This is a genomic window from Streptomyces sp. NPDC058671, assembly GCF_042716475.1.
In the GTDB taxonomy this organism is placed as follows: Bacteria; Actinomycetota; Actinomycetes; order Streptomycetales; family Streptomycetaceae; genus Streptomyces.
Genome location: NZ_JBHXSA010000020.1, coordinates 110,677 through 135,343, shown reverse-complemented (window position 1 = coordinate 135,343; position 24,667 = coordinate 110,677). Strand labels below are relative to the sequence as shown.

The 24,667-nt window shown below is 72.6% G+C and carries 26 protein-coding genes; 16 read left to right on the top strand and 10 right to left on the bottom strand.

The window, feature by feature from the left end:
- Positions 1-5: 5 nt before the first annotated feature.
- The gene (locus ACFWV2_RS24390) at positions 6-908 is read right to left on the bottom strand and encodes a LysR family transcriptional regulator (RefSeq protein WP_384407633.1); all 903 of its coding nucleotides are present in this window, start codon (positions 906-908) and stop codon (positions 6-8) included.
- Positions 909-1,004: 96 nt separating this feature from the next.
- Between ACFWV2_RS24390 and ACFWV2_RS24385 the strand changes: the two genes are divergently transcribed.
- The 5 genes from ACFWV2_RS24385 (at position 1,005) to ACFWV2_RS24365 (ending at position 5,962) form a co-directional block, all read left to right on the top strand.
- The gene (locus ACFWV2_RS24385; protein ID WP_384407632.1) at positions 1,005-1,730 is read left to right on the top strand and encodes a succinate dehydrogenase; all 726 of its coding nucleotides are present in this window, start codon (positions 1,005-1,007) and stop codon (positions 1,728-1,730) included.
- Positions 1,731-1,732: 2 nt separating this feature from the next.
- Positions 1,733-3,679 carry a fumarate reductase/succinate dehydrogenase flavoprotein subunit gene (locus ACFWV2_RS24380; RefSeq protein WP_384407630.1) on the top strand — a complete coding sequence of 649 codons (1,947 nt, stop codon included), beginning with the start codon at positions 1,733-1,735 and terminating at the stop codon, positions 3,677-3,679.
- The gene (locus tag ACFWV2_RS24375) at positions 3,676-4,425 is read left to right on the top strand and encodes a succinate dehydrogenase/fumarate reductase iron-sulfur subunit (RefSeq protein ID WP_384407628.1); all 750 of its coding nucleotides are present in this window, start codon (positions 3,676-3,678) and stop codon (positions 4,423-4,425) included. The genes ACFWV2_RS24380 and ACFWV2_RS24375 overlap by 4 nt, the downstream gene beginning before the upstream one ends.
- 292 nt (positions 4,426-4,717) lie before the next feature.
- Positions 4,718-5,110, top strand: coding sequence for a tyrosinase cofactor (locus tag ACFWV2_RS24370; protein WP_384407626.1), 393 nt, complete (start codon positions 4,718-4,720; stop codon positions 5,108-5,110).
- A 24-nt stretch (positions 5,111-5,134) separates the two neighbouring features.
- A complete protein-coding gene (locus ACFWV2_RS24365; RefSeq protein ID WP_384407624.1) occupies positions 5,135-5,962 on the top strand; it encodes a tyrosinase family protein in 828 nt (275 codons plus the stop codon).
- Between the two features lie 81 nt (positions 5,963-6,043).
- Here ACFWV2_RS24365 and ACFWV2_RS24360 read toward each other — a convergent pair whose 3' ends face one another.
- Positions 6,044-8,401: an ATP-binding cassette domain-containing protein gene (locus ACFWV2_RS24360; protein ID WP_384407622.1), complete on the bottom strand. Its 2,358-nt coding sequence runs from the start codon at positions 8,399-8,401 to the stop codon at positions 6,044-6,046.
- 421 nt (positions 8,402-8,822) lie between these two features.
- On the opposite strand from ACFWV2_RS24360, the gene ACFWV2_RS24355 reads away from it, so the two are divergent.
- Complete coding sequence (locus ACFWV2_RS24355) at positions 8,823-9,653, top strand: helix-turn-helix domain-containing protein (RefSeq protein ID WP_384407620.1); 831 nt, start codon at positions 8,823-8,825, stop codon at positions 9,651-9,653.
- Positions 9,654-9,779: 126 nt separating this feature from the next.
- The gene (locus ACFWV2_RS24350) at positions 9,780-10,328 is read left to right on the top strand and encodes a hypothetical protein (protein ID WP_384407618.1); all 549 of its coding nucleotides are present in this window, start codon (positions 9,780-9,782) and stop codon (positions 10,326-10,328) included.
- A gap of 81 nt (positions 10,329-10,409) precedes the next feature.
- Here ACFWV2_RS24350 and ACFWV2_RS24345 read toward each other — a convergent pair whose 3' ends face one another.
- Entirely contained in the window at positions 10,410-10,589 is a 180-nt protein-coding gene (locus ACFWV2_RS24345) for a hypothetical protein (RefSeq protein WP_384407617.1), read from the bottom strand.
- Between the two features lie 75 nt (positions 10,590-10,664).
- On the opposite strand from ACFWV2_RS24345, the gene ACFWV2_RS24340 reads away from it, so the two are divergent.
- Together ACFWV2_RS24340 and ACFWV2_RS24335 are read left to right on the top strand one after the other, a co-directional pair.
- Positions 10,665-11,294, top strand: a complete 630-nt coding sequence (locus ACFWV2_RS24340; protein ID WP_384407615.1) for a hypothetical protein — start codon at positions 10,665-10,667, stop codon at positions 11,292-11,294.
- Positions 11,295-11,424: 130 nt separating this feature from the next.
- On the top strand, positions 11,425-11,913 hold the full coding sequence (locus ACFWV2_RS24335) for a hypothetical protein (protein ID WP_384407613.1): 489 nt from the start codon (positions 11,425-11,427) through the stop codon (positions 11,911-11,913).
- Between the two features lie 34 nt (positions 11,914-11,947).
- On the opposite strand, the gene ACFWV2_RS24330 is transcribed toward ACFWV2_RS24335, so the two are convergent.
- On the bottom strand, positions 11,948-12,163 hold the full coding sequence (locus tag ACFWV2_RS24330; RefSeq protein WP_384407611.1) for a dodecin: 216 nt from the start codon (positions 12,161-12,163) through the stop codon (positions 11,948-11,950).
- 303 nt (positions 12,164-12,466) lie between these two features.
- Between ACFWV2_RS24330 and ACFWV2_RS24325 the strand changes: the two genes are divergently transcribed.
- From ACFWV2_RS24325 to ACFWV2_RS24315, 3 genes are all read left to right on the top strand, one after another.
- Positions 12,467-13,717 carry an extracellular solute-binding protein gene (locus tag ACFWV2_RS24325; RefSeq protein ID WP_384407609.1) on the top strand — a complete coding sequence of 417 codons (1,251 nt, stop codon included), beginning with the start codon at positions 12,467-12,469 and terminating at the stop codon, positions 13,715-13,717.
- 135 nt (positions 13,718-13,852) lie between these two features.
- A complete protein-coding gene (locus tag ACFWV2_RS24320; RefSeq protein WP_384407607.1) occupies positions 13,853-14,701 on the top strand; it encodes a GNAT family N-acetyltransferase in 849 nt (282 codons plus the stop codon).
- 14 nt (positions 14,702-14,715) lie between these two features.
- A complete protein-coding gene (locus ACFWV2_RS24315; protein ID WP_384407659.1) occupies positions 14,716-15,624 on the top strand; it encodes a lysophospholipid acyltransferase family protein in 909 nt (302 codons plus the stop codon).
- On the opposite strand, the gene egtD is transcribed toward ACFWV2_RS24315, so the two are convergent.
- The 4 genes from egtD to egtA are packed head-to-tail and all read right to left on the bottom strand — an operon-like array spanning position 15,519 to position 19,814.
- Complete coding sequence (gene egtD / locus ACFWV2_RS24310) at positions 15,519-16,484, bottom strand: L-histidine N(alpha)-methyltransferase (RefSeq protein WP_384407605.1); 966 nt, start codon at positions 16,482-16,484, stop codon at positions 15,519-15,521. The two genes, ACFWV2_RS24315 and egtD, sit on opposite strands and share 106 nt — an antisense overlap.
- On the bottom strand, positions 16,481-17,233 hold the full coding sequence (egtC, locus tag ACFWV2_RS24305) for an ergothioneine biosynthesis protein EgtC (protein ID WP_384407603.1): 753 nt from the start codon (positions 17,231-17,233) through the stop codon (positions 16,481-16,483). The genes egtD and egtC overlap by 4 nt, the downstream gene beginning before the upstream one ends.
- Positions 17,233-18,558 (bottom strand): ergothioneine biosynthesis protein EgtB, encoded by a 1,326-nt coding sequence (gene egtB, locus ACFWV2_RS24300; protein ID WP_384407601.1) that lies wholly within the window; start codon positions 18,556-18,558, stop codon positions 17,233-17,235. The genes egtC and egtB overlap by 1 nt, the downstream gene beginning before the upstream one ends.
- Positions 18,555-19,814, bottom strand: coding sequence for an ergothioneine biosynthesis glutamate--cysteine ligase EgtA (gene egtA / locus ACFWV2_RS24295; protein WP_384407599.1), 1,260 nt, complete (start codon positions 19,812-19,814; stop codon positions 18,555-18,557). Before egtA ends, egtB begins: the two co-directional genes overlap by 4 nt.
- 237 nt (positions 19,815-20,051) lie before the next feature.
- Here egtA and ACFWV2_RS24290 point away from each other — a divergent pair, with 237 nt between their 5' ends.
- Both ACFWV2_RS24290 and ACFWV2_RS24285 read left to right on the top strand, forming a co-directional pair.
- A complete protein-coding gene (locus tag ACFWV2_RS24290) occupies positions 20,052-20,882 on the top strand; it encodes a TIGR02452 family protein (RefSeq protein WP_384407597.1) in 831 nt (276 codons plus the stop codon).
- 77 nt (positions 20,883-20,959) lie between these two features.
- Entirely contained in the window at positions 20,960-21,130 is a 171-nt protein-coding gene (locus ACFWV2_RS24285; RefSeq protein WP_384407595.1) for a hypothetical protein, read from the top strand.
- 114 nt (positions 21,131-21,244) lie between these two features.
- On the opposite strand, the gene ACFWV2_RS24280 is transcribed toward ACFWV2_RS24285, so the two are convergent.
- Positions 21,245-22,588: an MFS transporter gene (locus ACFWV2_RS24280; RefSeq protein WP_384407593.1), complete on the bottom strand. Its 1,344-nt coding sequence runs from the start codon at positions 22,586-22,588 to the stop codon at positions 21,245-21,247.
- A 154-nt stretch (positions 22,589-22,742) separates the two neighbouring features.
- On the opposite strand from ACFWV2_RS24280, the gene ACFWV2_RS24275 reads away from it, so the two are divergent.
- Together ACFWV2_RS24275 and ACFWV2_RS24270 are read left to right on the top strand one after the other, a co-directional pair.
- Positions 22,743-23,777 (top strand): LacI family DNA-binding transcriptional regulator, encoded by a 1,035-nt coding sequence (locus ACFWV2_RS24275; protein ID WP_384407591.1) that lies wholly within the window; start codon positions 22,743-22,745, stop codon positions 23,775-23,777.
- A 17-nt stretch (positions 23,778-23,794) separates the two neighbouring features.
- Complete coding sequence (locus tag ACFWV2_RS24270) at positions 23,795-24,064, top strand: hypothetical protein (RefSeq protein ID WP_384407589.1); 270 nt, start codon at positions 23,795-23,797, stop codon at positions 24,062-24,064.
- Positions 24,065-24,276: 212 nt separating this feature from the next.
- On the opposite strand, the gene trxA is transcribed toward ACFWV2_RS24270, so the two are convergent.
- The gene (gene trxA / locus ACFWV2_RS24265) at positions 24,277-24,642 is read right to left on the bottom strand and encodes a thioredoxin (RefSeq protein ID WP_384407587.1); all 366 of its coding nucleotides are present in this window, start codon (positions 24,640-24,642) and stop codon (positions 24,277-24,279) included.
- Positions 24,643-24,667: the final 25 nt, after the last annotated feature.

Sequence of the window (24,667 nt, the reverse complement as noted above, 5' to 3'; positions counted from 1 at the left end):
AGGCCCTAGTCGGGCATCCCGCCCCGGCCGCGGCGCGAGGCGAGCAGCATCCGCTGGAGCTCCCGCGCCGCCCTCGGGGGAGCGACATCGCTGCGGTGGGCCAGGGCGATCATCCGGCGCAGGCCCGGCCGGGCGAGGGCCGTCACCCGCAGGTCTCGGCCGGCGCGCGCCGCCACCATCGCGGGGACGACCGCGAGCCCGAGCCCGGCCCGTACGAAACCTAGGACCGCGTCCAGCTCGCCGCCCTCGACCGTGAACGTCGGCTCGAACCCCTCCGCCCGGCAGGCCCCGACGGTCAGTTCCCGCAGGTCGTAGCCGTGCCGGAACATCACGAGCGGCTGGTCCCTGAGATCGGCGATCCGCACCGGACGGCGCGGCGCCGGGGCCGAGGCCGACGAGACCACCACCAGGTCCTCCCGGAGCAGCTCGACCGTGGTCAGGGCCGGTGACGGGGTCGGCAGCGGCAGCACCACGAGCGCCAGGTCGAGGGCCCCGCGCGCCAGCTCCCGTACGAGATCGTGCGAGCCGCCCTCCTGGATCAGGAGCTGGATGCCCGGATGGAGGTCGTGGAAGGCCCGCAGCACGTCCGGAAGGAGCCCGGTGCACAGGCTCGGGGTCGCGCCGAGCCGGACCCGTCCCCGCTTGAGCCGGGCCAGCTCCTGCACCTCGATCCGCGCCGTCTCGGTATCGGCCAGGATCCGCCGTGCGAGGGGCAGCAGCGACTCGCCCGCGTCGGTGAGCGTGATGTTGCCCCGGGCGCGGCTGAAGAGCTCGGCGCCCAACTCCTGTTCCAGGGCCTTGATCTGCTGGGAGAGGGAGGGCTGCGAGACGTGGACGCGCTCCGCCGCCCGGGTGAAGTGACGGGTCTCGGCCACGGCGACGAAGTAGAGGAGCTGCTGGAACTGCATGACCCCAGGGTAGGGCAGGTGAATAGGCTCCACCTATCGAGATCAGCCGGACCATGTCTTGGACCTCTCGGATCCCTCGGCCCTACCGTCGGGGGTATGGCTCTGGCACCCACGAGGGACCGGACGACGCGCCGCCCGCCGTCCTCCCCACCGTCACGCGGATTCCTGTCATCGACCCTCGGCAAGAAGACGGTCATGGCCGTCAGCGGGCTGCTCATGCTCGGCTACCTCGTCGCGCACGTCGCCGGCAACCTGAAGGTCTTCTTCGGCCCCGAGGAGTTCAACGCCTACGGTCACTGGCTGCGGGTCATGGGCGCTCCCATGCTGCACCACGAGTGGGCCCTCTGGCTCGTCCGGATCGTGCTCCTCACCGCCGTCGTGGCCCATGCCGTCTGCGCGTACCAGCTCAGCCGGCGCGACCTGAAGGCCCGGCCCACCGCGTACGTCCACCGCCGCAGGCGCGCCTCCTACGCCACCCGCACCATGCGCTGGGGCGGGATCGTCCTCGCCCTCTTCATCGTCTGGCACGTCCTGGACCTGACCACCGGCACCGTCCACCCGGGCGGCTTCGAGGAGGGCAGGCCCTATCAGAACGTCGTCGACACCTTCTCCACCTGGTACGGCAACGTGATCTACATCGTCGCCATGCTCGCCGTCGGACTCCACGTCCGCCACGGCTTCTGGAGCGCCGCCCAGACGCTCGGCGTCGGCAGCGCCCGCCGCGAGCGCCTCCTCAGGGGCCTCTCCGACTGCCTCGCGCTCGTCCTGACCGCGGGCTTCGTCTCCGTCCCCGTCGCCGTCATGACCGGAGTGGTGAGCTGACCATGAGCTATCTCGACCACACCGTCGGTGAGCCGCTCGCCGACACCAAGGCCCCCACCGGACCCGTCGCCGAACGCTGGGACACCCGCCGCTTCCAGGCCCGGCTGGTCAACCCCGCCAACCGCCGCAAGCACCGGATCATCGTCGTCGGCACCGGCCTCGCCGGCGGTTCCGCCGGCGCCACCCTCGCCGAACAGGGCTACCACGTCGTCCAGTTCTGCTTCCAGGACTCCCCGCGCCGCGCCCACTCCATCGCGGCCCAGGGCGGCATCAACGCCGCCAAGAACTACCGCAACGACGGCGACTCCGTCCACCGCCTCTTCTACGACACCGTCAAGGGCGGCGACTTCCGCGCCCGCGAGTCCAACGTCCACCGCCTCGCGCAGATCTCCGTCGAGATCATCGACCAGTGCGTCGCCCAGGGCGTCCCGTTCGCCCGCGAGTACGGCGGTCTCCTCGACACCCGATCCTTCGGCGGCGTCCAGGTCTCCCGCACCTTCTACGCCCGGGGCCAGACCGGCCAGCAGCTCCTCCTCGGCGCCTACCAGGCACTGTCCCGGCAGATCGCCGCCGGAAACGTCGAGATGCACGCCCGCACGGAGATGCTCGACCTGGTCGTCGTCGACGGGCGGGCCCGGGGCATCGTCGCCCGCGACCTGATCACGGGCGAGATCTCCACCCACTACGCGGACGCGGTGGTCCTCGCCAGCGGCGGCTACGGCAACGTCTTCTACCTGTCGACGAACGCGATGAACTCCAACGCCACCGCCGTCTGGCGGGCCCACCGGCGGGGCGCGTACTTCGCCAACCCCTGCTTCACCCAGATCCACCCCACCTGCATCCCGCGCACCGGCGACCACCAGTCGAAGCTGACCCTGATGAGCGAGTCCCTCCGCAACGACGGCCGCATCTGGGTCCCCAAGGCCAAGGGCGACACCCGCCCGGCCGCCGACATCCCCGAGGGCGAGCGCGACTACTACCTGGAGCGGATCTACCCCTCCTTCGGCAACCTCGTCCCCCGCGACATCGCCTCCCGCGCCGCGAAGAACGTCTGCGACGAGGGCCGTGGCGTCGGCCCCGGCGGCCAGGGCGTGTACCTCGACTTCGCCGACGCGATCCGGCGGACGGGCCGGGCGGTGGTCGAGGAGAAGTACGGCAACCTCTTCGACATGTACGAGCGGATCACCGCGGAGAACCCGTACGAGGTGCCGATGCGGATCTACCCCGCCGTGCACTACACGATGGGCGGACTCTGGGTCGACTACGACCTCCAGACCACCGTCCCCGGCCTCTTCGCCATCGGCGAGGCCAACTTCTCCGACCACGGGGCCAACCGGCTCGGCGCCTCCGCCCTCATGCAGGGGCTGGCCGACGGGTACTTCGTCCTGCCCGCCACCCTCAACGACTACCTCGCCCGCCGGCCCCGCACGGAACCCGTCACCGACGACCACCCGGCGGTGCAGGAGGTGCTCGCCGAGACGGAGGACCGGCTCCGTCTCCTCCTTTCCGTGGACGGCGACCGCACCCCCGACTCCTTCCACCGCGAACTCGGCGAACTCATGTGGGAGCACTGCGGAATGGCCCGTACGGAGGCGGGGCTGCGCACCGCCCTCGCCCGGATCCCCGAGATCCGCGAGGAGTTCTGGCGCCGCGTCAAGGTCCCCGGCACGGGCGCGGAGTTCAACCAGTCCCTGGAGAAGGCCAACCGCGTCGTCGACTACCTGGAACTCGCCGAGCTCATGTGCCTCGACGCGCTCCACCGGGCCGAGTCCTGCGGCGGTCACTTCCGCGAGGAGTCCCAGACCCCGGACGGCGAGGCCGCCCGCCGCGACGAGGAGTTCGCGTACGCCGCGGCCTGGGAGTTCCGCGGGACCGGCGACGCGCCCGTCCTCCACAAGGAGGACCTCACTTTCGAGTACGTCCACCCCACCCAGCGGAGCTACGCATGAAGCTCACCCTGCGCGTCTGGCGCCAGCGCGACGCCGACGCACCCGGCGCCATGTCCACGTACGACGTGGACGGCATCTCCGCCGACATGTCGTTCCTGGAGATGCTCGACACCCTCAACGAGGAACTCATCCTGCGCGGTGAGGACCCGGTGGCGTTCGACCACGACTGCCGCGAGGGCATCTGCGGCGCGTGCAGCCTCGTCATCAACGGCGACGCGCACGGGCCCGAGCGCACCACGACCTGCCAGCTCCACATGCGGTCCTTCCGGGACGGCGACACCATCGACGTCGAGCCCTGGCGGGCCTCCGCCTTCCCCGTCGTCAAGGACCTCGTCGTCGACCGCTCCGCCTTCGACCGTGTCATCCAGGCCGGCGGCTACATCACGGCGCCCACCGGTGCGGCCCCCGAGGCCCATGCCACCGCCGTCCCCAAGGCGGACGCGGACTCCGCCTTCGAACACGCGGAGTGCATCGGCTGCGGCGCGTGCGTGGCGGCCTGCCCCAACGGCTCGGCGATGCTCTTCACCTCGGCCAAGATCAACCACCTGAACGTGCTGCCGCAGGGTTCCCCCGAGCGCGAGACCCGGGTCCTGGACATGGTGGCCCAGATGGACGCGGAGGGCTTCGGCGGCTGCACCCTGACGGGGGAGTGCGCGACGGCCTGCCCGAAGGGGATCCCGCTGCCGTCGATCGCGTCCATGAACAGGGAGTGGCTGCGAGCACAGCGCAAGGCCGGTCGGGGCTGAGACCGGATCCGGACACTTTGGCGGCGTGGGCTCCGCCACACCTCGCACCCCGGAGCGAAAGATCGCTCACGAGGAGATCACATTCTCCGCAAGATCTTCGCTCCGGGGTGTCCCCGTCGCGAACGACAGGAAGATCAACTTCGTTCGACTCTGTACATTCCATGGCAGGTTGTCCACTTCACGGCCAACCGCCCCCAGCGGACTTCCGCCACGCCGACACCCCCCGGTACTGATGGGGCAAGCCGGGGGCATATGACCAAACCCCCGGTCGTACCGACCACATGGGGGTTTCATGTCCAGCATCACCCGCCGCCGGGCCCTAGGCGTCGCGGCAGGCGCCGCGGGCGCCGCCGCCGGCCTCGCCCTGGCCGGCTCCGCCGTCGCCGCCGCTCCCCGGGCCGCCGCACCGGCGGCCGACCCGGCTCCGGCCACCTTCGACGAGGTCTACCAGGGGCGCCGCATCAAGGGCGGGCCCTCGCACGGGGGCGGTCACCACGGGGGACACCACGGAGGCGGCTACTCCGTGACGATCGACGGTCAGGAACTGCACGTCATGCGGAACGCCGACGGCACCTGGATCAGCGTCATCAACCACTACGAGCCCGTCGCCACGCCCCGAGCGCTGGCCCGCGCGGCCGTCCGCGAACTCCAGGGCGCCCCGCTCGTACCCCTCACCCTCAGCTGACCGATCCAGGAACGGCACACCGTCATGACCGTACGCAAGAACCAGGCCACGCTCACCGCCGACGAGAAGCGGCGCTTCGTCAACGCCCTCCTGGAGCTCAAGCGCTCCGGCCGGTACGACACCTTCGTCACCACCCACAACGCCTTCATCATGAGTGACACCGACAGCGGCGACCGCGTCGGCCACCGCTCGCCGTCCTTCCTGCCCTGGCACCGGCGCTTCCTCATAGAGTTCGAACAGGCGATCCAGTCCGTCGACCCGACCGTCAACCTCCCCTACTGGGACTGGACGGCCGACCGCACCGCGCGCTCCTCGCTCTGGGCGCCCGACTTCCTCGGCGGCACCGGGCGCCTCCGCGACGGCCAGGTCACGGACGGACCGTTCGCCCGCGGCGGCAACCGATGGACGATCACCGTCCGCGTCGACGGGCGCGACTACCTCCGGCGCGACCTCGGTGCGGGCGGCCGCCAGCTCCCCACCCGCGCGGAGGTCGACTCCGTCCTCGCCATGGAGACCTACGACACCGCCCCCTGGAACAGCTCCTCCGACGGCTTCCGCAACCACCTGGAGGGATGGCGCGGGGTGAACCTCCACAACCGCGTCCACGTCTGGGTCGGCGGCCAGATGGGCACCGGAGTCTCCCCCAACGACCCCGTGTTCTGGCTGCACCACGCCTTCATCGACAGACTGTGGGCCGACTGGCAGGCCCGCCACCCCCGGTCGACGTACCTCCCGGCCGCGGGCACCGCGAACGTCGTCGACCTCGGCGACACCATGCGCCCGTGGAACGACGTGACCCCGGCGGACATGCTGGACCACACCCCGCACTACACGTTCGACACGGCGGCCTGACCGAAACTCCGGCCGACCGTCACTCCGGCCCGGCCGAGGCGGCGGCCCGACCGTCACTCCGGGCTGATCGGCCGGGCGGCCTCAGGGTCGTCCGGCGATTCCCAGGGACCGGGCCAGATACGGCGCGGTGCGGCTGTCCGCCGCCCGCGCCACCCGGTCCGGGGGCCCCGCCGCCACGATCCGGCCGCCCTCGTCGCCACCGCCCGGCCCCAGGTCCACGACCCAGTCGGCGGTGGCGACGACGTCCACGTCGTGCTCGACGACGACCACCGAGTGGCCGGCGTCGACGAGGCCGTGGAGCTGGCGCATCAGGACCTCGACGTCCGCCGGGTGCAGGCCGGTCGTCGGCTCGTCCAGCACGTACAGCGTGGCGGAGCGGTGCGGCCGCTGGAGCTCCGCGGCGAGCTTGATGCGCTGCGCCTCACCGCCGGACAGCTCGGTCGCCGGCTGCCCGAGCCGCAGATACCCGAGGCCCACGTCGAGCAGGGTGCGCAGGCTTCGCGCGGCGGCGGGGACGTCGGCGAAGAAGGCCGCGGCGGACTCGACGGTCAGGTCGAGGACCTCGGCGATGGTCAGCCCCCGCAGCCGCACCTGAAGGGTCTCGGGGTTGTAGCGGGCGCCGTGGCAGTCGGGGCACGGGGCGTACGTACTCGGCAGGAAGAGCAGCTCGACCGAGACGAAGCCCTCGCCCTGACAGGTCTCGCAGCGGCCTCCGGCCACGTTGAAGGAGAAGCGGCCCGCCTTGTAGCCGCGCGCCCGTGCCTCCTCGGTCTCCGTGAACAGCTTCCGCACGACGTCGAACAGACCGGTGTACGTGGCGAGGTTGGAACGCGGGGTCCGGCCGATCGGTCGCTGATCCACCGTCACCAGTCTTTTCACTCCCGGGGTCTCCTCGGTCAGCGCGCCGACGAGCGTCGACTTTCCCGAGCCGGAGACGCCCGTGACGGCGGTCAGGACGCCGACGGGGAAGGCCGCGTCGACCGCCCGCAGGTTGTGCCGGGTGACCGGTCCCGTCCGCAGCCATCCGGCCGGCGCCCGCACCTCACGGGCGGGCGCGGGCGCCCGGTCGAAGAGGAAGCGCCGGGTCGCGGACGACTCGACGTCCGCGAGGCCTTCCGGCGGGCCGCTGTGGAGCACCTGCCCGCCGTGGACCCCGGCGTGCGGGCCGACGTCCACCAGCCAGTCGGCGTGCCGGATGACATCGAGGTGGTGCTCGACGACGAAGACGGAGTTACCGGCGGCCTTGAGCCGGTCGAGGACGACGAGCAGGGCCTCGGTGTCGGCCGGGTGCAGCCCGGCGGACGGCTCGTCGAGGACGTACACGACGCCGAAGAGCCCCGAGCGCAGCTGGGTGGCGAGACGCAGTCGCTGGAGCTCGCCGTTGGACAGGGTGGGGGTGGCGCGGTCCAGACTCAGATATCCCAGGCCGAGTTCGGTCACCGTCGCGATCCGGGCGACGAGGTCCTCGGTGAGGACGCGCGCCGTCGCCGTATCCTCCGCGGCCGTCGAGAGGAGCCCGGACAGGGCCGTCAGCGGCAGGGAGGCGAGGTCGGCGATGGTGTGGCCGGCGAAGGTCACCGCCAGCGCCTCGGGCCGCAGCCGGCCGCCGCCGCAGACCGGGCAGGGGGAGCTGGTGAGGAAACGCTCCGCCTTGGTGCGCAGGGTCGGGCTCTTCGAGTCGGAGAAGGTCCGCAGGACGTAGCGCCGTGCGCTCATGTACGTGCCCTGGTAGGGCCGCTGGATGCGGTCGGCGTCCCGTACCGGGTGGACGGTGACGACCGGCTGCTCGTCCGTGAAGAGGATCCACTCCCGGTCCTTCGCGGCGAGTGCGCGCCACGGCCGGTCGACGTCGTACCCGAGGGTGTCGAGGACGTCCCGCAGGTTCTTGCCCTGCCACGCGCCCGGCCAGGCGGCGATGGCGCCCTGACGGATCGACAGCTCGGGGTCGGGGACGAGGAGTTCCTCGCTGGTGTCGTGGACGCGGCCGAGACCCTGGCACGAAGGGCAGGCGCCCGCCGCCGTGTTGGGGGAGAAGGAGTCGGAGTCGAGCCGCTCGGCGCCCTCCGGGTAGCGGCCCGCCCGCGAGAACAGCATGCGCAGCGAGTTGGAGAGCGTGGTCACGGTGCCGACGGAGGAGCGGGCGTTCGGCGAGGACCTGCGCTGTTCGAGGGAGACCGCGGGAGGAAGCCCGGTGATCTCGCCCACCGCGGGCGCGCCGACCTGGTGGATCAGCCGCCTCGCGTACGGGGCCACCGACTCGAAGTAGCGCCGCTGGGCCTCCGCGTAGATCGTGCCGAAGGCGAGGGAGGACTTGCCGGAGCCGGAGACCCCGGTGAAGACGACGAGCGCGTCACGGGGGATGTCGACGTCGACCCCGGCGAGGTTGTGCTCACGGGCGCCGCGGACACGGACGTACGGATCGTGGAGGGTCTCCTGCATGGGGCGATTTTAGCCACTGGGACCCGTTTGCCCGGATCGGGGGGGCGGGGTGGAGCGGGGGAGCCGGAGGTCCATGGCGTGAGGGCGGCCTGACACCCGGGCGGCCTGACACCCGGGCGGCCTGACACCCGGGCGGCCTGACGTCAGGTCCACGGCACGGGGCCGACACCCCGGGGTCCTGGCGGCGGCCGGCCACGCGGCGGTCACCGGCGAGACCTGATGCAGAACCGGCTCCTCGGTCCCCGGCCGCAGGTGGGTCCTGTGCGGGAGCCGCGATGCCTCGGGAGTCGTCGTTCGGGCAAGCGTGTCATCATACCCGCCCCGGCAGTGAAGGGACGCCCTTGATGAGGGGTGGTCCCCTGGAGGGAAGGGGCCCGGTGTGGCGGGAGCTGGTGACGGGGGCGCGGCCGGTCCAGGAGCCGTGGCGACTCGGTTCAGTGATCGGTTGCGGGTGACCCGGCCCTGGCCCTCGGGGCTGCGGCCGTATGTGCACAGTTACGACGGATACCGGGTGGCGGCGGCGACTTCGTACCGGGTTCGGCTCGTTCCCAGGGGACGAGCCGTCGTGGTGGTCAATCTGGGGGAGCCGTTCGCCCAGGTGTTCCGGCTGAGGGCGGCGGGTCCCGCAGTGCGCGTGGTCGGGTCGCTGGTCGCGGGGCTCGAAGACGGGCCGCGGGTGTGCGATCACCCAGGTGGCCAGGAGGCGATACGACTCGAACTGACTCCGCTCGGTGCGTACCGACTCTTCGCGGTGCCCATGCGGGAGTTGACGAACACGGTGATCGAGCTGCGGGACGTCCTCGGTCCCGGGGCGGATGAGCTGGTGGAGCGGATGTCGGCAACCCGTGACTGGGCTCAGCGGTTCGACCTGCTGGACGCCGCGCTGCTGACCCGGCTGGACGGCGGCCCCGATCCCTCGCCCGAGGTCGTGCATGCCTGGCGGCTGCTCACGCGGTCGGCGGGAACGATCCCTGTCGCCCGCATCGCCACCGAAGTCGGCTGGAGCCACGGCCACCTGGTCCGGCGCTTCACCCAGCAGGTCGGTTTGACGCCGAAGACGTCCGCCAGGGTGCTGCGCTTCCACCGGTCGGTGGAGCTGCTGTCCCACAGGTGGACGGACCTCAGCGAACTGGCCGCCGCCTGTGGCTTCTACGACCAGGCCCATCTCAACCGCGAGTTCCGCGCCCTGGCCGACGTCACGCCCGCTGAGATGGCGACCGCACGCCGGGTGGAGGGCGCCCACGAGCTGTGAGCGGCGAGGTCCGGGCGGTCGACCCCGAGCAGCGAGATCAAATTTGTCCAAGCCATGCCGTCCGTCCCGTCTCTAAGGTCCCGGGAGAGCACGCGGTCGTTCCGTACACACATCAAGGGGTCACGCATGTCGGTGCCGAATCCGAGGTCGGGCAACCAGGCCACACGCCGTGGCGGCCGGTGGGAGCGGTTCAAGGTGACACGCCCGTTCTCGCCCCAGGACCTGGCCGGTCTGTGGGGCTCGATCCTGGGCGTGGTCGCCCTGGCTCTCCTGCTCGGGTGGGCACTCGACATGAAGGGCGGTGTGGTGATCGTCGCGGCGATCCCGTTCATCTCGTCCTGGTTCGACTCACGTCGCGTCCTGTTCCAGTTCGACGCGGCCGGCGTACGGGTCGCCGACGTGCTGCTGCCCTGGAACGACGTCACTCAGTTCGTCGTGGCGACGCCCGAGGACGGTGAGCACGTGCTGATCGGGGTGCGGCTGCGCCAGGGGGCGACGGTGCCGGCCGGTACGGGGGTCCGGCCGACACATCCGGCGATGCCGGCGCCGCTGCACGTGGCCGTGCAGCGCCACGAGTTCGACCTGGCCAAGATGCTCACCAAGGCGCGCAAGTACGCCCCGTCCCGCGTTCAGGTAGTGGTGGCCGAGCCGACGGGAGAGCGGGTGGCGTCCTGACACGGGGCACGGGTGACGGGGCTCGCCGGCCCCCGCCCGACTCTCCGCGGTCCTGCGCCACCGGCATGTCCGACCACATGATCACCTGAAGGGGAAGACCCGATGAGCGACGATGAGCCCGGTCCGTACGGTGGCCGGCCGCGGCAGCCGGGCCCCTACGGTCAGCAGCCACAGGCCCCGCAGGGCGTGCCCCAGCAGGGTTACGGCGGTCCACGAGAAGGCCTGCCGGGCGGCTCCGCCCCGCAGCAGTCCTCGCACCATGACGGGTGGGTCCTTCACGGCCAGGTGCCGACGACTCCGCCGGGTGGAGGTGGCGGCAGGAAGGCCGGGCTCATCGTGGGCGCTGCGGTGGCGCTCGCCGTCGTGGGGGGCGGGGTCTGGTACGTCACAGCAGGCGGTGGCGGGGGCGTGACGCCGACGGATGACGGGCCCCATCGGCTGACGGCCCCGGTCGAGGTACTGGGCGGCACGTACAAGAGCGTGGTCGGGAAGGCCGACGAGCCGCGGCCCCTCAACGAGTCCAAGGCGAAGTACCTGGCCGGGACCGGCATGTCGGCGGACTCCACATCGGTCGCCAACGTGTACGCGACCTCCGCCGAACTGCATGACGTGCCGAAGGCGGAGGGCCTCGTGTTCCTCGGTGTCCACGGCGAGGTCAAGGATCCCGAGAGGACTCTTGACGCCGTGTTCGCCGAGATGAGGAAGCGTCCGGACACCACGCCTGTCGGCGATGCCCGGGACATGTCACCCGACGGCCTGGACGGCGCCGTGATGAAGTGCCAGAAAGCCGAGCCGAAGACCCCCACCCTGCCCGGACACACCCGGACAGGCGTCAGATGCGTCTGGGTCGACTACAGCACCGTCGGTGTGGTGACGCTCAGCAATCCCGCCGCTGACTACTCCATGGAAGAAGCCGCCGAGATCACCGCCGCCCTCCGCGAGGAGGTGCGTGTCGCGGGCGAGTGACCCGCCGGCGACGCCGCCGCACCCCGGAACCTGCGACAGCCCGAGGACATCCGGGCCGCGGGCCTGGGGCCGGGGGAGGGTTCCCGGGCGGGTGCGGTCCTTAGCGGCCGCGGGCTTCTAGGCTGGGCCGGTGACAGCCGACAACCGGCCCCTGGCCGTCTTCGATCTCGACAACACGCTCGCGGCGACCGCCCACCGCCAGCACTTCCTGGAGCGGCGCCCCAAGGACTGGGACGCGTTCTTCGCGGCGGCTCCCGGCGATCCGCCCCTCGACGAGGGCATCACGTTGTGCCACGAGGCGGCGGAGGAGTGCGACGTCGTCTACCTGACCGGGCGTCCGGAGCGCTGTCGTCGGGACACGCTGGACTGGCTGGCCGCGCACGGACTGCCGGAAGGGCCGCTGCACATGCGCCGTCACCGCGACTTCCGGCCGGCCCGGGTGACCAAGGTGGAGATCCTGCGCCGGCTCGGGGCCGATCGCCCGATCAGGATGCTCGTCGACGACGACCAGCTGGTCTGCGACGCGGCCGAGGCGGCCGGGTTCCGTGTCGTACGCGCCCTGTGGGCGACCCCCTCGCAGGAGCTGAGGGACGCCCAGGAGAGGGAGGGCCGCACCTGAGCGCCCGGGTCCCGCCCTCAGGCCTCGCGGCCCCTCACGCCTCGTCATCCAGGCGGAATCCCACCTTCAGTCCGACCTGGTAGTGCTCGATCGAGCCGTCGACGATGTGGCCGCGGACCTGTGTCACCTCGAACCAGTCGAGGCCCCTCAGTGTCCGGGAGGCGCGGTTGATGCCGTTGCGGATGGCCTCGTCCACGCCCTCGGTGGACGTGCCGACGATCTCGGTGACGCGGTACGTGTGGTTCGACATGGGGGCCGGGCTCCTCTCGGTGCGTTCCCTCCACCGTGCCCCAGGCCGCGTCGCCGCGCGACACGGCGGGGGCCGGGCGGTCGGCGGGTCCGTCGGCGCGTGGTGACCGAGCGGTGATTACCGGCGGTACGGGAACAGAAGGGGGCGACGGGGGCGGAACGGGATCGTCAAGGACTTGACCATCCCGTTGGTCCAGACCAGAATCCAGGCCACATACCCGCGCGAACACCCCGTTCGGTCCCCCCATGTCGGGTCAGCCCCCCATGCCGCACGACCCTGTGCTGAACGCAGAAGGTGACCCACGTGAAGAACCGCACTCTCGCCTGCCCGCTGGCAGTCGCCACCGCACTCGCTCTCGCCGGCTGCGGGATGCTGCCGGGCGGCGGCGGCCGGACGAGGACCGTCGACATCTGGCTCATGCGGGACAGCGTCAGCGAGGACTTCCTCACCCGCTTCACCGAGGCGTACGAGAAGGAGCACGACGGCGTCGAACTCCAGGTCACCGTCCAGGAGTGGACCGGCATCGGGAAGAAGGTCACCGAGGCCATCCAGGGCGGGGGCGGCCCCGACGTCATCGAGGTGGGAAACACCCAGGTCGCCCAGTACGCCGACACCGACAAGCTGTTCGACCTCACCCTGGAGTCCGTCCGCGACCTCGGCAGCGAGGACTGGTTGCCCGGTCTCGCCGAGCCCGGCAGGATCGGCGGATCGCAGTACGGGATCCCCTGGTACGCGGCCAACCGCATCGTCATCTACAACAAGAGCCTCTTCCGGGAAGCCGGGATCGGCGCCCCGCCGACCGACCGCGCCGCCTGGCTCGCCGACACCGAGAAGCTCGACCGCGGCCGCTCCCAGGGCATCTACCTCGCCGGCCAGGACTGGTACACCCTGTCCGGCTTCATCTGGGAGGAGGGCGGCGAACTCGCCGTCGACAAGGGCGGCGAGTGGGCCGGAGCCCTCGGCAGCCCCGCGGCCCAGCGGGGCATGGCCTTCTACAAGGAGCTCCAGTCCCTCGGTGACGGCCCCAAGAACGCCGACGAGCAGAACCCGCCGCAGGCCGAGGTCTTCGCCCGGGGCGACGTGGCCCAGCTCATCGCCACGCCCAGCGCCGTCGCCGCGATCCTCAAGGCCAACCCCGCGCTCGACGGCAAGCTCGGCTACTTCCCGATACCGGGCAAGAAGGCCGGTCAGCCCTGCGCCGTCTTCACCGGCGGCTCCGACCTCATCATCCCGGAGAACGCGCCCGACCGGACCGCCGCCATCGACGTCGTCAAGGCACTGGCCGGCGAGAAGTGGCAGACGGAACTCGCCCGGGCGATGGGCTACGTGCCCAACAAGAAGGGGCTCGCCTCCGTCGTCGCCGGCCAGGAGGCCACGGCCGTCATGGCCGAGGGCGCCGCACGAGGCCGGGCCACCCCCAACTCCCCGCAGTGGGCGAACGTCGAGGCCGACAACCCCATCAAGCCGTACATGACGGCGGTCCTCCAGGGCGAGGACCCCCTGCGGGCGGCGGCGCGGGCCTCGGCCGCGATCACGGACACCCTCGCCGAATAGCATTCAGCGGGTCCACACCCACGATCCCCCGGACGGTCACGTCGAATCCAGCCGGTCACGGAAGAAGTAAGGAGCCGGGTCACCGCTCGATCGGCCCGGCCCCCCTTCCCCTTCCGTACGCCGGAGGAGCCCGACATGTCCGCACCGACCCCCACGCTCGCCGTCCCCGCCCAGCTCCGCGCGGTCCCCGCGCAGCCGCAGCCGCCCGCCGTGCAGCCCCCGCCCCACGCCTTGACGCCCACCGAGGAACCCACCCCCCGGTACGTCGTCGAGATCGCCACCCGCCAGGAGGACGTGCGCGCCGCCCAGCGGCTGCGCCACCTGGTCTTCGCCGGGGAGCTCGGCGCCCAACTCGACGGACCCGAGCCCGGCCTCGACAGCGACGCCTTCGACGCGTACTGCGACCACCTCCTCGTACGCGAGGAGAGCACAGGCGAGGTCGTCGGCACGTACCGCATCCTGCCGCCCGACCGGGCCGCCGTCGCCGGACGCCTCTACTCCGAGAGCGAGTTCGACCTCACCCGGCTCGCCCCCGTCCGGCACGACCTGGTGGAGGTCGGCCGCTCCTGCGTCCACCCCGCCCACCGCAACGGCGCCGTCATCGCCCTCATCTGGGCCGGGCTCGCCCGCTACATGACCCGCACCGGCCACAACTGGCTCGCCGGCTGCTGCTCCCTCCCGCTCAGCGACGGCGGCACCCTCGCCGCCGCCACCTGGGACACCGTCAAGGCCAAGCACCTCGCACCCGAGGAGTACTGGGTCACCCCGCACAAGCTCTGGAGCCCCGACGGCATCGCCCGCCCCGAGGGCCGCACCGAGCTCCCCCCGCTGCTGCGCGGCTACCTCCGGCTCGGCGCGTGGGTGTGCGGCGCCCCCGCGCACGATGCCGCCTTCGGCGTCGCCGACCTCTACGTCCTGCTCTCCCTGCGCCGGACCCACCCGCGCTACCTCAAGCACTTCCTCTCGCTCGCCCCGGCACGGTGAACGGGACCACGGCCCTGTCGCCGTGGCTCCCCACGGCGCCCTGCACCCCGGGCCGCTGCGCCGCCCACCCGGAGACCTTCCACCGGGCCGGGGCGGGCACCGCCGGGGCCGTCCGGGCCTCGGCGCGGCTGACCGCCGGCCTCCTGACCGTCCTCTTGGGCGTCCTGGCCGCCCCCGCCACCGCCGTGCTCCCGGCCGCCACGCGGCTCGCCCTGGTCCGGATCTGGCTGCGTGCGGCGGTCCGCGCCTTCGGGGTACGCGTCCGGTACGAGGGAGCGCCCGCCGACACCGGTCCGCTCCTCGTCGTCGCCAACCACGTCTCCTGGCTCGACATCCCCCTGATCGCGGCCGTGCTCCCCGGCCGGATGGTCGCCAAGGCGGAGGTGCGCCGCTGGCCCGTCCTCGGCACGCTCGCCGCACTCGGCGGCACCCTCTTCATCGACCGGGACGGCCTCAGGGCCCTGCCGGGCACCGTCCGCGACATGACCGTGGCGCTCACCGGGGGCGGCCGGGTGATCGTCTTCCCCGAGGGCTCCACCTGGTGCGGCCGGGCCGTCGGGCGTTTCCGGCCGGCCGCGTTCCAGGCCGCCCTGGACGCCGGATGCGCCGTGCAGCCGGTACGGATCGACTACCGGCCCACCGACGCCGCCGCGTACGTCGGGGACGACCCGCTGGCCGCCTCCCTGTGGCGGGTCGTCACCACCCGCCGTCTCACCGCCGTCGTCCGGGTGCCCGAACCCCTCCCGGGGCTCGGGCACCCGGACCGCCGCACGCTCGCGGCAGCGGCCGAGCACGCCGTCGCTCAGCGCGGCGTCCCTCAGCGCGCCGTCGCCAACGACAGGGCGAACCTGCCCTCGCTGTCGGTCCACCAGCGCTCCAGGTCCAGGCCCGCCTCCGCCAGTTCGGCCCGTACACCCGCCTGACGGAACTTCGCCGACACCTCCGTCCGCATCTCCTCGCCCGCCGCGAAGGGCACCACGAGGTCCAGTTCGGGGATCTTCACGGTGAGTGCGCGGCGGGCCCGCAGCCGCATCTCGATCCACTCCCGCTCGCCGTCCCACACCGCCACGTGGTCGAACGCGTCCGGGTCGAAGTCCGCCCCCAGCTCACGGTCGATCACCGTCAGCACGTTCTTGTTGAAGGCGGCCGTCACCCCGGCCGAGTCGTCATAGGCGGCCACGAGCGTCGCCTCGTCCTTCACCAGGTCCGTGCCCAGCAGCAGCGCGTCGCCCGGTGTGAGCATCGCCCGCACCGACCGCAGGAAGGCCCGCCGCTCGTCGGGCAGCAGATTGCCGAGGGTGCCGCCGAGGAAGGCCACCAGACGCGGCCCCGGCGACCCGGGCAGCGCGAGCCCCCGGGTGAAGTCCGCGACCAGCGCGTGCACCAGCAGCCCCGGCCGCTCGGCGAGCAGCGACTCGGCGGCCCCGGTCAGCGCCGACTCGCTGACGTCCACGGGCACATAACCCTCCAGGCCGGGCAGCAGCGCGTCGATCAGGAACCGCGTCTTCTCGGAGGAACCGGATCCCAGCTCCACCAGGGTCCTGGCCCCGGTCGCGGCGGCGATCTCCGAAGCTCTCGCCTCCAGGATCTCCCGCTCCGCCCGGGTCGGGTAGTACTCCGGAAGCCGGGTGATCTCCTCGAAGAGCTCGCTGCCCCTGGCGTCGTAGAACCACTTCGGCGGCAGCTCCTTGGCGGAGCGGGTCAGGCCCTGGAGGACGTCGGCGCGCAGATCGGCGCCGGCGGCGTCGGGGGCGAGGGTACGGGTCAACTGGAACGGGCTCACGCGGACGGCTCCTTGAGCGGGGTGAGGGTGACGTCGGCGCGGGTGGCGGTCACGAGCGTGTGCTCGGGGACCTCCCGCCACCGCGGATCGTCGTCGTAGGGTTCGGAGGCCACGACCACCCGGTCGGGGCCCTTCAGGTACCAGAGGCCGTTCCCCCAGGTGGTCGCGGCGATCCGGACACCATCGGTGACCAGCAGGTTCAGCCGGGATCCCGGGGCGGCCGCGGCGGCTTCCCGCACGGTGTCCGCCAGGGCCGGGCCCGGCGCGTCACCGGCGCGCAGCCGGTGCAGCACGAGCGCCCAGAGCAGCGCCGAGTCGGTGCGCGCCTCGACCCGCAGCAGGTCCCCGGTCGGCAGCGCCCCGGCGAGCGCCGCGAGGGAGTCCGGCCAGTTCTCCACGGCCCCGTTGTGGCTGAAGAGCCAGGGCCCGGCGGCGAACGGCGCCGCCGCCGCCTCTCCGTCGGCGCCCGGGAGCGTGGCCCCCCTGACCGCCCCGAGCAGCGCCCCGGAGCGCACCACCCGGGCGAGGTCCGCGAAGGACAGGTCGCCCCAGATGGGGCCCGCCCGCCGGTACCGGGCGGGCACCGGATCCCCCTCGGCGTACCAGCCCACCCCGAAACCGTCGGCGTTCACCACGCCGCTGCTCTGGGTACGGGGCTCCCAGGACTGGCGCAGCAGGGCGTGCTCCGGCCGGACGATCAGCTCCCCGAGCGCCAGCGGCTCGCCCAGGTAGGCGACATGACGGCACATCAGTCCAGCTCCGCGCTGCGCGCCGTACGGAAGCCGGCGAATATCTGGCGCCGTACCGGCAGGTCCCAGTTGCGGAAGGTGCCCCGGCACGCGACCGCGTCCACGGCGAACGACCCGCCGCGCAGCACCTTGTGCTCAGGCCCGAAGAACACTTCCGAGTACTCCTTGTACGGGAAGGCCGTGAAACCCGGGTACGGCAGGAAGTCGCTCGCCGTCCACTCCCACACGTCACCGATGAGCTGCCGCACGCCGAGCGGCGAGGCGCCCTCCGGGTAGCTGCCCGCCGCCGCGGGGCGCAGGTGCCGCTGCCCGAGGTTGGCGTGCTCGGGGCCAGGGTCGGCGTCCCCCCACGGGTAGCGTCGCGATCGGCCGGAGGCCGGATCCCACCGGGCGGCCTTCTCCCACTCGGCCTCGGTCGGCAGCCGCCGCCCCGCCCAGCGCGCGTAGGCGTCCGCCTCGTACCAGCTCACGTGCAGGACGGGTTCGTCCTCGGGCACGGGCTCCGTCACCCCGAACCGGCGGCGTAGCCACTGTCCGCCGTCCCGCCGCCAGAACAGCGGCGCCACGATGCCGTGCTCCCTGATCTGCGCCCAGCCCGCGTCCCGCCACCAGCGCCGGTCCGAGTACCCCCCGTCGGCCATGAACGCCAGATAGGCGCCGACGGTGACCGGGGTGGTGTCGATGTGGAAGGGGGCCACGGTCCGGGGATGCGCCGGACGCTCGTTGTCCAGGGCCCACGGCTCGCCCGACGTGCCCATGGTGAACGGGCCGCCAGGGATGAGGACTTCGGAGGGCAGCGGGCCGGAGGTCCGGCCCGGCGGCGGGGGAGCGGTCAGCGCGACCGGCCCCCTGCGCAGCTGATGGGTGATCAGCATCGTCTCGTCGTGCTGCTGTTCGTGCTGGGCCACCATGCCGAAGGCGAACGCCGCGTCGAGCAGCGGCCGCCCCTCGAACGGGGAGTGCTCAAGGACGTCGAGGACACGGAGCCGGACGTCCGCCGCGTAGGCGCGGGCCTCGCCCGGCGAGAGCAGCGGCAACGACGGACGGGTGGCCCGCGGATGCTCGAAGGCGTCGTACAGCGAGTCGATCTCGGGGCGCAGCGCCTCCCGCCCCGCCACCGCCCGCCACAGCCACTGCTCCTCCTGGTTCCCGATGTGCGCCAGGTCCCAGACCAGCGGAGACATCAACGGTGAGTGCTGCGCGGTGAGTTCAGCCTCCTCGACGCAGGAGGTCAGCAGTGCCGTACGGGCCCGTGCGGCCGTCAGGGCGTCCAGTGCCCGCCGCCGCAGGGCCTCCGGATCGAGCCCCGCCCCTGTGACCGTCATGACGCCACCACCTCGAAGTCGTCGGCCGGGCAGCTCCCGGGGATCACGTACCGCTCGTTGAAGGCCGCGACCGCCCGCCGCAGTTCCTCGCTCGCGCCGATCCGGGGCAGCGCCTCCAGAGCGGCGGAGAACACCGCGCGGGCGGCGGCGTGCAGCTCGGGATCGGCGAGCCCGTCGCGGGCCGCCGCAAGCCAGAGCGGATTGCGCGGAGCGGGGTCGGCGCCGGCCCGCTCCGCGAGCGGTTTCACCGCCCGGTACACGCTCTCCGCCGCCTCGGGGTCGTCGAAGACCGCCGTCGTCACCGCCACCGGCACCATCCAGCCGTCCCGGCCCGGCTGCGCGTCCACCATCCGCAGCTCCAGATGACCGCGTGGCCGCACCGGCGGGAACAGGGTCGTCATGTGGTAGCGCAGGTCGTCCTCGTCGGCCGGCCGCGGCAGCCCGGTGCGCAGCCAGTCACGGAAGGTCAGCCCCTCCGGTACCGGCCACGGCGCCTCGTCGGCGCGTACGCACATCACGGGGGTGTCCAGGACGTGCGCGGCCCACTCCGCCCGCGGCTCCCCGTCCGGCGAGGGCGCCAGCGCCCGCAGGGGATCGAGGTCCGTCCACAGCGCCTGTCGCGTCGAGCGCCATCCGGTGCGACGGCCGCCGTGCAGCGGGGAGTTGGCGAAAGCGGCCACGAGGACCGCGCCCACGAGGTGCGCGAGCCGCCATCTGCGGTGGTAGCCGAGCGGACCCGGCTCCTCGACACCGGCGTCCAGGCAGATCTGCACCGAGGCCGACTCGCGCATCATGGCACGGCCGGCCGGACCCGTCCGGTCGAGCACGGTCTCCATGGCGTCGTAACGCGGATCGTGGAGCACCCGCTCGCGCGGCGCGTGCCACGGGTCCACCCCGTACCCGTTGAGGGTCAGACCGAGGGGTCCGAGCGCCGACCGCACCGCCCGCAGATCCGCGGCGAGGGAGTCGAGACATTCCATGAGCGATCCCGCCGGGCGCGAGCTGAGCTCCAGCTGCCCGCCGGGTTCGAAGGTGAGCGACGACACCAGCGGCAGAGACCGCACTGTGTCGAGCGCCGCCGCGAGCCTCGGCGGCCGTACGGGAAGCCGGGGGTCACGCAGCTCGTGCACAAGCCATTCCAGCTCCACGCCCACGGTGCGGGGCGGGCCGGTCTTGAAGCAGATACATCGCAGCAGGTCCTCCGCCTCCCGCTCGGTGAGAGGGGGCCCGCCACGCGGTATGCCGCTGGACGACATCCGTACACCTCCTGGTCCTCGGGACTGATCCCGGAGAGTCGCTGACTCCACCTAAAACCACCGCCGAGCGGCGTGCAAGAGCGCCCCGGACCGTCCGGGCGCGCCCCCCGCGCCCCCGCCCGTCCGAAACCAGCCGCAACCCCGATGCCCCGGGAAGGATGCGGGCCCCCGGAAGCACTAGCCGGATCCGGGAAAACCCGTTGTGCCGAACGGGACGAGACGATCAGGCTCAGGGGCATGAGTGCACGACTGCGCGCGATGGCGCGGGAGACCGAGGAGATCGTCGCCGCGGGTCGCTACCGGGCGCCCGACGGCCGCACCGTCTGTCTTACCGACGACCTGACCGCCGCCCTGGCCGGAACCCGCCTCCACGGCCCCGAACCCGTCGCCGTCACCCCCGACACCGACCGCACCCCCACCGTCGACGTCACCGGCGAGAGCAGCCTGGCGGCCGCCCGCAGGCTGACCGGAACCGACCCCACCCGCCCCGTCGCCGTCCTGAACTTCGCCTCCGCCCGCAACCCCGGCGGCGGCTACCTCAACGGCGCCCAGGCCCAGGAGGAGGCGCTCTGCCGCGCCTCCGCCCTCCACACCACGCTGCTGCGCGCCCCCGACTACTACGCCCACCACCGCGAGGAACGGGACGTCTTCTACAGCGACCGGGTCATCCACTCGCCCCGCGTGCCGGTCTTCCGCGACGACCGGGGCGCCCTCCTCGCCGACCCCTTCACCGTCGGTTTCCTCACCTCCCCCGCCCCCAACGCGGGTGTCGTCCGCCGCCGCACGCCCGAACTCGCGCACCGGCTGCCCGCCGCCCTCGCGTCCCGGGCCGAGCGCGTCCTGGAGACGGCGGCCGTGGGGGGATACCGGCGGCTCGTGCTCGGCGCCTGGGGCTGCGGCGTCTTCCAGAACGACCCGGAGCAGGTCGCGGGCGCCTTCCGGGCGCTGCTCACGGGGGACGGGCGCTTCGCCGGGCACTTCGAGGAGGTCGTCTTCGCCGTCCTGGACCGGACGTCGGGCACGCCGACGCTCGCCGCCTTCACCCGCGTCCTGGGCCGCCCTCTCTGACATGCGACCCCCCTGCCCGCATGCCACGCTGAGGGGATACGGACCGCAGTCCGAGACCCGTCACGGGAGGCACGATCGTGGGCAAGAAGCAGACCCGGACGAACCGGGGAGCCCGTACCGGCGGCCATGAGCACCGTACCGACGCGGCCGCGAAGGAGAAGTCGGCGGAGACCCCCACGCGAGGGACGTCGATGCCCCTCGTCGAGCACGCGTCCCACCGCAAGGAACGCAAGTTCGGCCACAATTAGGGATGTTCGTCCGCTCAGGCCGGCCCCGCCGACCGGCACGAAGGGAACGTCGATCCGTACGCCGGACCCGGCCGGCCTGGCACGAGCCGAACCGGAGGCCACCGCGAGGAGGGGTCACCGCACGCTGCGGATGGGGCGGACGGCGAGCGCCCCCAGTACCGACAGGACGGCAGCTGTCAGGAACAGCGCCGTGTACCCCCCGCTGAGCGAGACGACGAGCGAGGCCGCGAAGGGGGCGACGATCTGCGGGCCCGCGTTGGCGATGTTGAGGACGCCCATGTCACGGGCCGCGTCCTCGGCCTTGGGAAGCACCATGGTCACCAGGGCGGTGTCGACCGCCATGTAGCAGCCGAAGCCGAGTCCGTTGACGACGGAGAAGACGAGCATCGCCGTCCAGCTCGTCGAGACGGCCGGAACGAGCAGGGCCACCGCGGCGAGCGCGGCGGAGGCGCCGACGAACAGCTTGCGACGGTCGTACCGGTCCGAGAGCCAGCCGCCGAGCACGGTGGAGACCGCCATGGCGACCGCGTTGAGCGGCATGAGGACCGCCACGGCCTCCTCGGCGCCGAGCCCGGCGGGCAGGTCGATGTGGTCCTTGAGGATGTACAGCTGGAATCCGGCCACCGCGAAGTAGCCGAGGACGAGGAGGGCACGGCCGAGGAAGGCCCAGCGGAAGTCATGGTCCTTGAGGGCGCTGCCGAAGGCCGCGATCTGCACCTTCACCGGCAGCGGGGCCCGGGCCGGCATGCGCTGCTCGCGCGCGCAGGCCGTGAAGAGCACGGTGGTGGCCGCGACGACCGCGCCGAGGACGAGGTAGCCGGTGCGGTAGTCCTCGGAGAAGGCGGCGCCGACGAGGGCGCCGATCGTCGAGCCGACGGGGAGCCCGAGGCCGACGGCCGCCGAGGCTCTGCCCCGGGCGGCCGGGGGCACCCGGTCGGGCACCACCGAGGTCAGGGCGGCCTGGTAGACGTTCATGACGGCCTGGCCCAGGCACCAGGCGATGGTGACCAGCAGGAGGGTGTCCACGCTGCCGAGGAGCAGCATCACCGGGAGGGCGAGGAGCCCGCCGGCGAGGATCCACGGGTTGCGGCGGCCCGAGCGGTCGGACAGCGCGCCCGCGACGGGGTTGAACACGGTGGCGAAGATCGCGGATATACCGGAGACGAGGCCGAAGTTGGCGACCTTGCCGGCGGGATCGATGTCCTCGATCTGGAGCGCGAGGAGCATGCCGGGGACGCCGACGTACAGGGCGTACATGGCGGTGTTCCCGGCGAGGAGCAGGGGGAGCAGGCCGCGCGTGGGCCGGGTTGCCGAGGCGGAGCCGGAGTCCGTCGCGGGTGAACCGGCCGCGGTGGTGCCGGAACCGGACGGGTCGGGGCCAGGGGCGCCGGCGGGGGTCGCGTCGGTGCCGGGGGAGTCGGTGCCGGACGAGCCGGTGCCGGGAGAGGAAAGGGCCACGGTGCCCTCCTGGGGAGATCGCCCGACGAGGGGCGAGAGGTGGATCGTGCGAGTGGGTTACACGTGTCAGTGGCGCGTGTGAGCACTGTGTAGCACCAGATTCCGGCCATCCGCCAGACCCCGCACCGGATCGTTCTGCGAAGATGCCGGAGCGATGAGCCAGCCAACCGAACACTCCTCCGGACGCGCCGCCGGGCGCGCGGCCCCGACCAGCGCCGATGTCGCCCGTCTCGCGGGCGTCTCCCGGGCCACCGTCTCGTACGTCCTGAACAACACCTCGGCCGTCCGCATCAGCGAGCCCACCCGCCGACGGGTGCGCGAGGCGGCGGAGGAGCTGGGTTACGTACCGCACGCGGCCGCCCGCAGCCTGCGCGCCGGCCACAGCCGGATGGTGCTGCTGCCGACCTCGCACGTCCCGGTCGGGCCGCTGTACAGCCGGTTCTTCGACGAGTTCCAATGGGCCCTGCGGCGCCTCGACTACACGGTCGTCCAGTACGGCAGCGTCGGTCTCGAGGCGGACGAGGCCGCCCGCGCCTGGGCCGAACTCCGGCCGGTGGCCGTGGTCTCGCTCGGCGAGATCCAGCTCACCGGCCAGGGCGTCGAGATCCTCAAGCGGTCCGGGGCGCGCGCCGTGTTCACCCTCGGCACCGGGGGCGTCGAGGGCACCCACGCCGTCGTCATGGACCAGGGACGCGTGGGCGCGGTGGCCGCCACCCACCTGGTGGAGACCGGCCGCCGGGCGATCGGCGTCGTCACGCCCGAGGAGCCGGGACTCACGATGTTCTCCGGCCCCCGCCTCGAAGGCGCCCGGCGCGCCGTCGCGGGCACGGGCGCCTCCGTCGTACCCCTGCCGCTGCGGTACGAGGAGGAGTCGGCGCGGGCCCTCGCCGGGCGCTGGCGCGAACTGGGCCTCGACGCCGTCTTCGCCTACAACGACGAGTACGCGATGCTCCTGATGCGGGCGCTCCAGGACGCGGGCGTCGACGTGCCCGCGGAGACCGCCGTCATCGGGGCCGACGACCTGCTCCTCGGCCGGCTCCTCCGGCCGCGGCTCAGCACCGTACGCATCGACATGGTGCTCGGCCGCGAACTCGCCGAACTGGTCGACCGGGCCGTACGCGAACCGGAGGCCCCTCCGCTCAGCCGTGACCTGCTGGATTCGCGGGTCGTCCGGCGGGAGTCCAGCTGAACGTCTAGCGTCGGATCATGAGCACAGTTCCGAAGCGTTTCGAGATCCTGCTGGTGCCCTCGCACGTCGAGGACCGCGGCGACGCCTCCGTGACCGACAGCGCCGTCCGCTCGGCCGTGGTCGAGGCGACCGGACAGCATGGTGAGTCGGGCTATCCGATCTACGAAGGACACGGCGTCATGGCCGACATTGACCCCGAGACGCGCACGGTCGAGGCGCTGCTCGTCGACGGACGCGAACTCGACTACGGCCTGACGGCGCTGGTACGCCCTCCGGCGCGCGGCTGACCTGGGGGTGGGGGGACCCCGCGGGGCGCGGCTGGTCCGTGGCGCGACTGGCATGTGGCGCCCCCGGTCCGCCGGGCCCGGGCGAGCGGCTGGCTACGGGCCGTCGCCCTGGCACGGAACATCGGGCCGGGTACGGGGCGTCGACCGGTCGATGAGCACCGGGCCGGGTGCGGGAAGCTCTCCCGTATCCGGCCCGGTACCTCGTGGCGGGGTCACTTCCCCTTGGCGTCCTCGATGGACTTGCGGACCTCGTCCATGTCCAGCTTGCGCGCCTGGCCGATGACGTCCTCCAGGGCGGCCTCCGGCAGCGCCCCCGGCTGCGCGAACACGGCCACGTTGTCGCGCACGATCATCAGCGTCGGGATCGAGCGGATCTCGAAGGCGGCGGCCAGCTCCTGCTGCGCCTCGGTGTCGACCTTGGCGAAGACCAGGTCCTGGTGGCGCTCCGACGCCGCCTCGAAGACCGGGCCGAACTGACGGCAGGGACCGCACCAGGAAGCCCAGAAGTCGATCAGGACGAACTCGTTGCCGCTCACGATCTCGTCGAAGTTGTCCTTGGTGAGCTCTACGGTGCTCATGCTTTCCTGCCTCCGACCTGCATAG

Bases quoted from the DNA above. Each gene is read 5' to 3' on its own strand.
- ACFWV2_RS24365 (WP_384407624.1), top strand. From the start codon at position 5,135: ATGACCGTACGCAAGAACCAGGCCACGCTCACCGCCGACGAGAAGCGG.
- ACFWV2_RS24375 (WP_384407628.1), top strand. From the start codon at position 3,676: ATGAAGCTCACCCTGCGCGTCTGGCGCCAGCGCGACGCCGACGCACCC.
- ACFWV2_RS24390 (WP_384407633.1), bottom strand. From the start codon at position 908: ATGCAGTTCCAGCAGCTCCTCTACTTCGTCGCCGTGGCCGAGACCCGT.
- ACFWV2_RS24345 (WP_384407617.1), bottom strand. From the start codon at position 10,589: ATGGTGCGAGGACTGCTGCGGGGCGGAGCCGCCCGGCAGGCCTTCTCG.
- ACFWV2_RS24350 (WP_384407618.1), top strand. From the start codon at position 9,780: ATGTCGGTGCCGAATCCGAGGTCGGGCAACCAGGCCACACGCCGTGGC.
- ACFWV2_RS24320 (WP_384407607.1), top strand. From the start codon at position 13,853: ATGTCCGCACCGACCCCCACGCTCGCCGTCCCCGCCCAGCTCCGCGCG.
- egtB (WP_384407601.1), bottom strand. From the start codon at position 18,558: ATGACGGTCACAGGGGCGGGGCTCGATCCGGAGGCCCTGCGGCGGCGG.
- trxA (WP_384407587.1), bottom strand. From the start codon at position 24,642: ATGAGCACCGTAGAGCTCACCAAGGACAACTTCGACGAGATCGTGAGC.
- egtA (WP_384407599.1), bottom strand. From the start codon at position 19,814: ATGTCGTCCAGCGGCATACCGCGTGGCGGGCCCCCTCTCACCGAGCGG.
- ACFWV2_RS24275 (WP_384407591.1), top strand. From the start codon at position 22,743: ATGAGCCAGCCAACCGAACACTCCTCCGGACGCGCCGCCGGGCGCGCG.
- ACFWV2_RS24370 (WP_384407626.1), top strand. From the start codon at position 4,718: ATGTCCAGCATCACCCGCCGCCGGGCCCTAGGCGTCGCGGCAGGCGCC.
- ACFWV2_RS24270 (WP_384407589.1), top strand. From the start codon at position 23,795: ATGAGCACAGTTCCGAAGCGTTTCGAGATCCTGCTGGTGCCCTCGCAC.
- ACFWV2_RS24290 (WP_384407597.1), top strand. From the start codon at position 20,052: ATGAGTGCACGACTGCGCGCGATGGCGCGGGAGACCGAGGAGATCGTC.
- ACFWV2_RS24380 (WP_384407630.1), top strand. From the start codon at position 1,733: ATGAGCTATCTCGACCACACCGTCGGTGAGCCGCTCGCCGACACCAAG.
- ACFWV2_RS24330 (WP_384407611.1), bottom strand. From the start codon at position 12,163: ATGTCGAACCACACGTACCGCGTCACCGAGATCGTCGGCACGTCCACC.
- ACFWV2_RS24385 (WP_384407632.1), top strand. From the start codon at position 1,005: ATGGCTCTGGCACCCACGAGGGACCGGACGACGCGCCGCCCGCCGTCC.
- egtC (WP_384407603.1), bottom strand. From the start codon at position 17,233: ATGTGCCGTCATGTCGCCTACCTGGGCGAGCCGCTGGCGCTCGGGGAG.
- ACFWV2_RS24360 (WP_384407622.1), bottom strand. From the start codon at position 8,401: ATGCAGGAGACCCTCCACGATCCGTACGTCCGTGTCCGCGGCGCCCGT.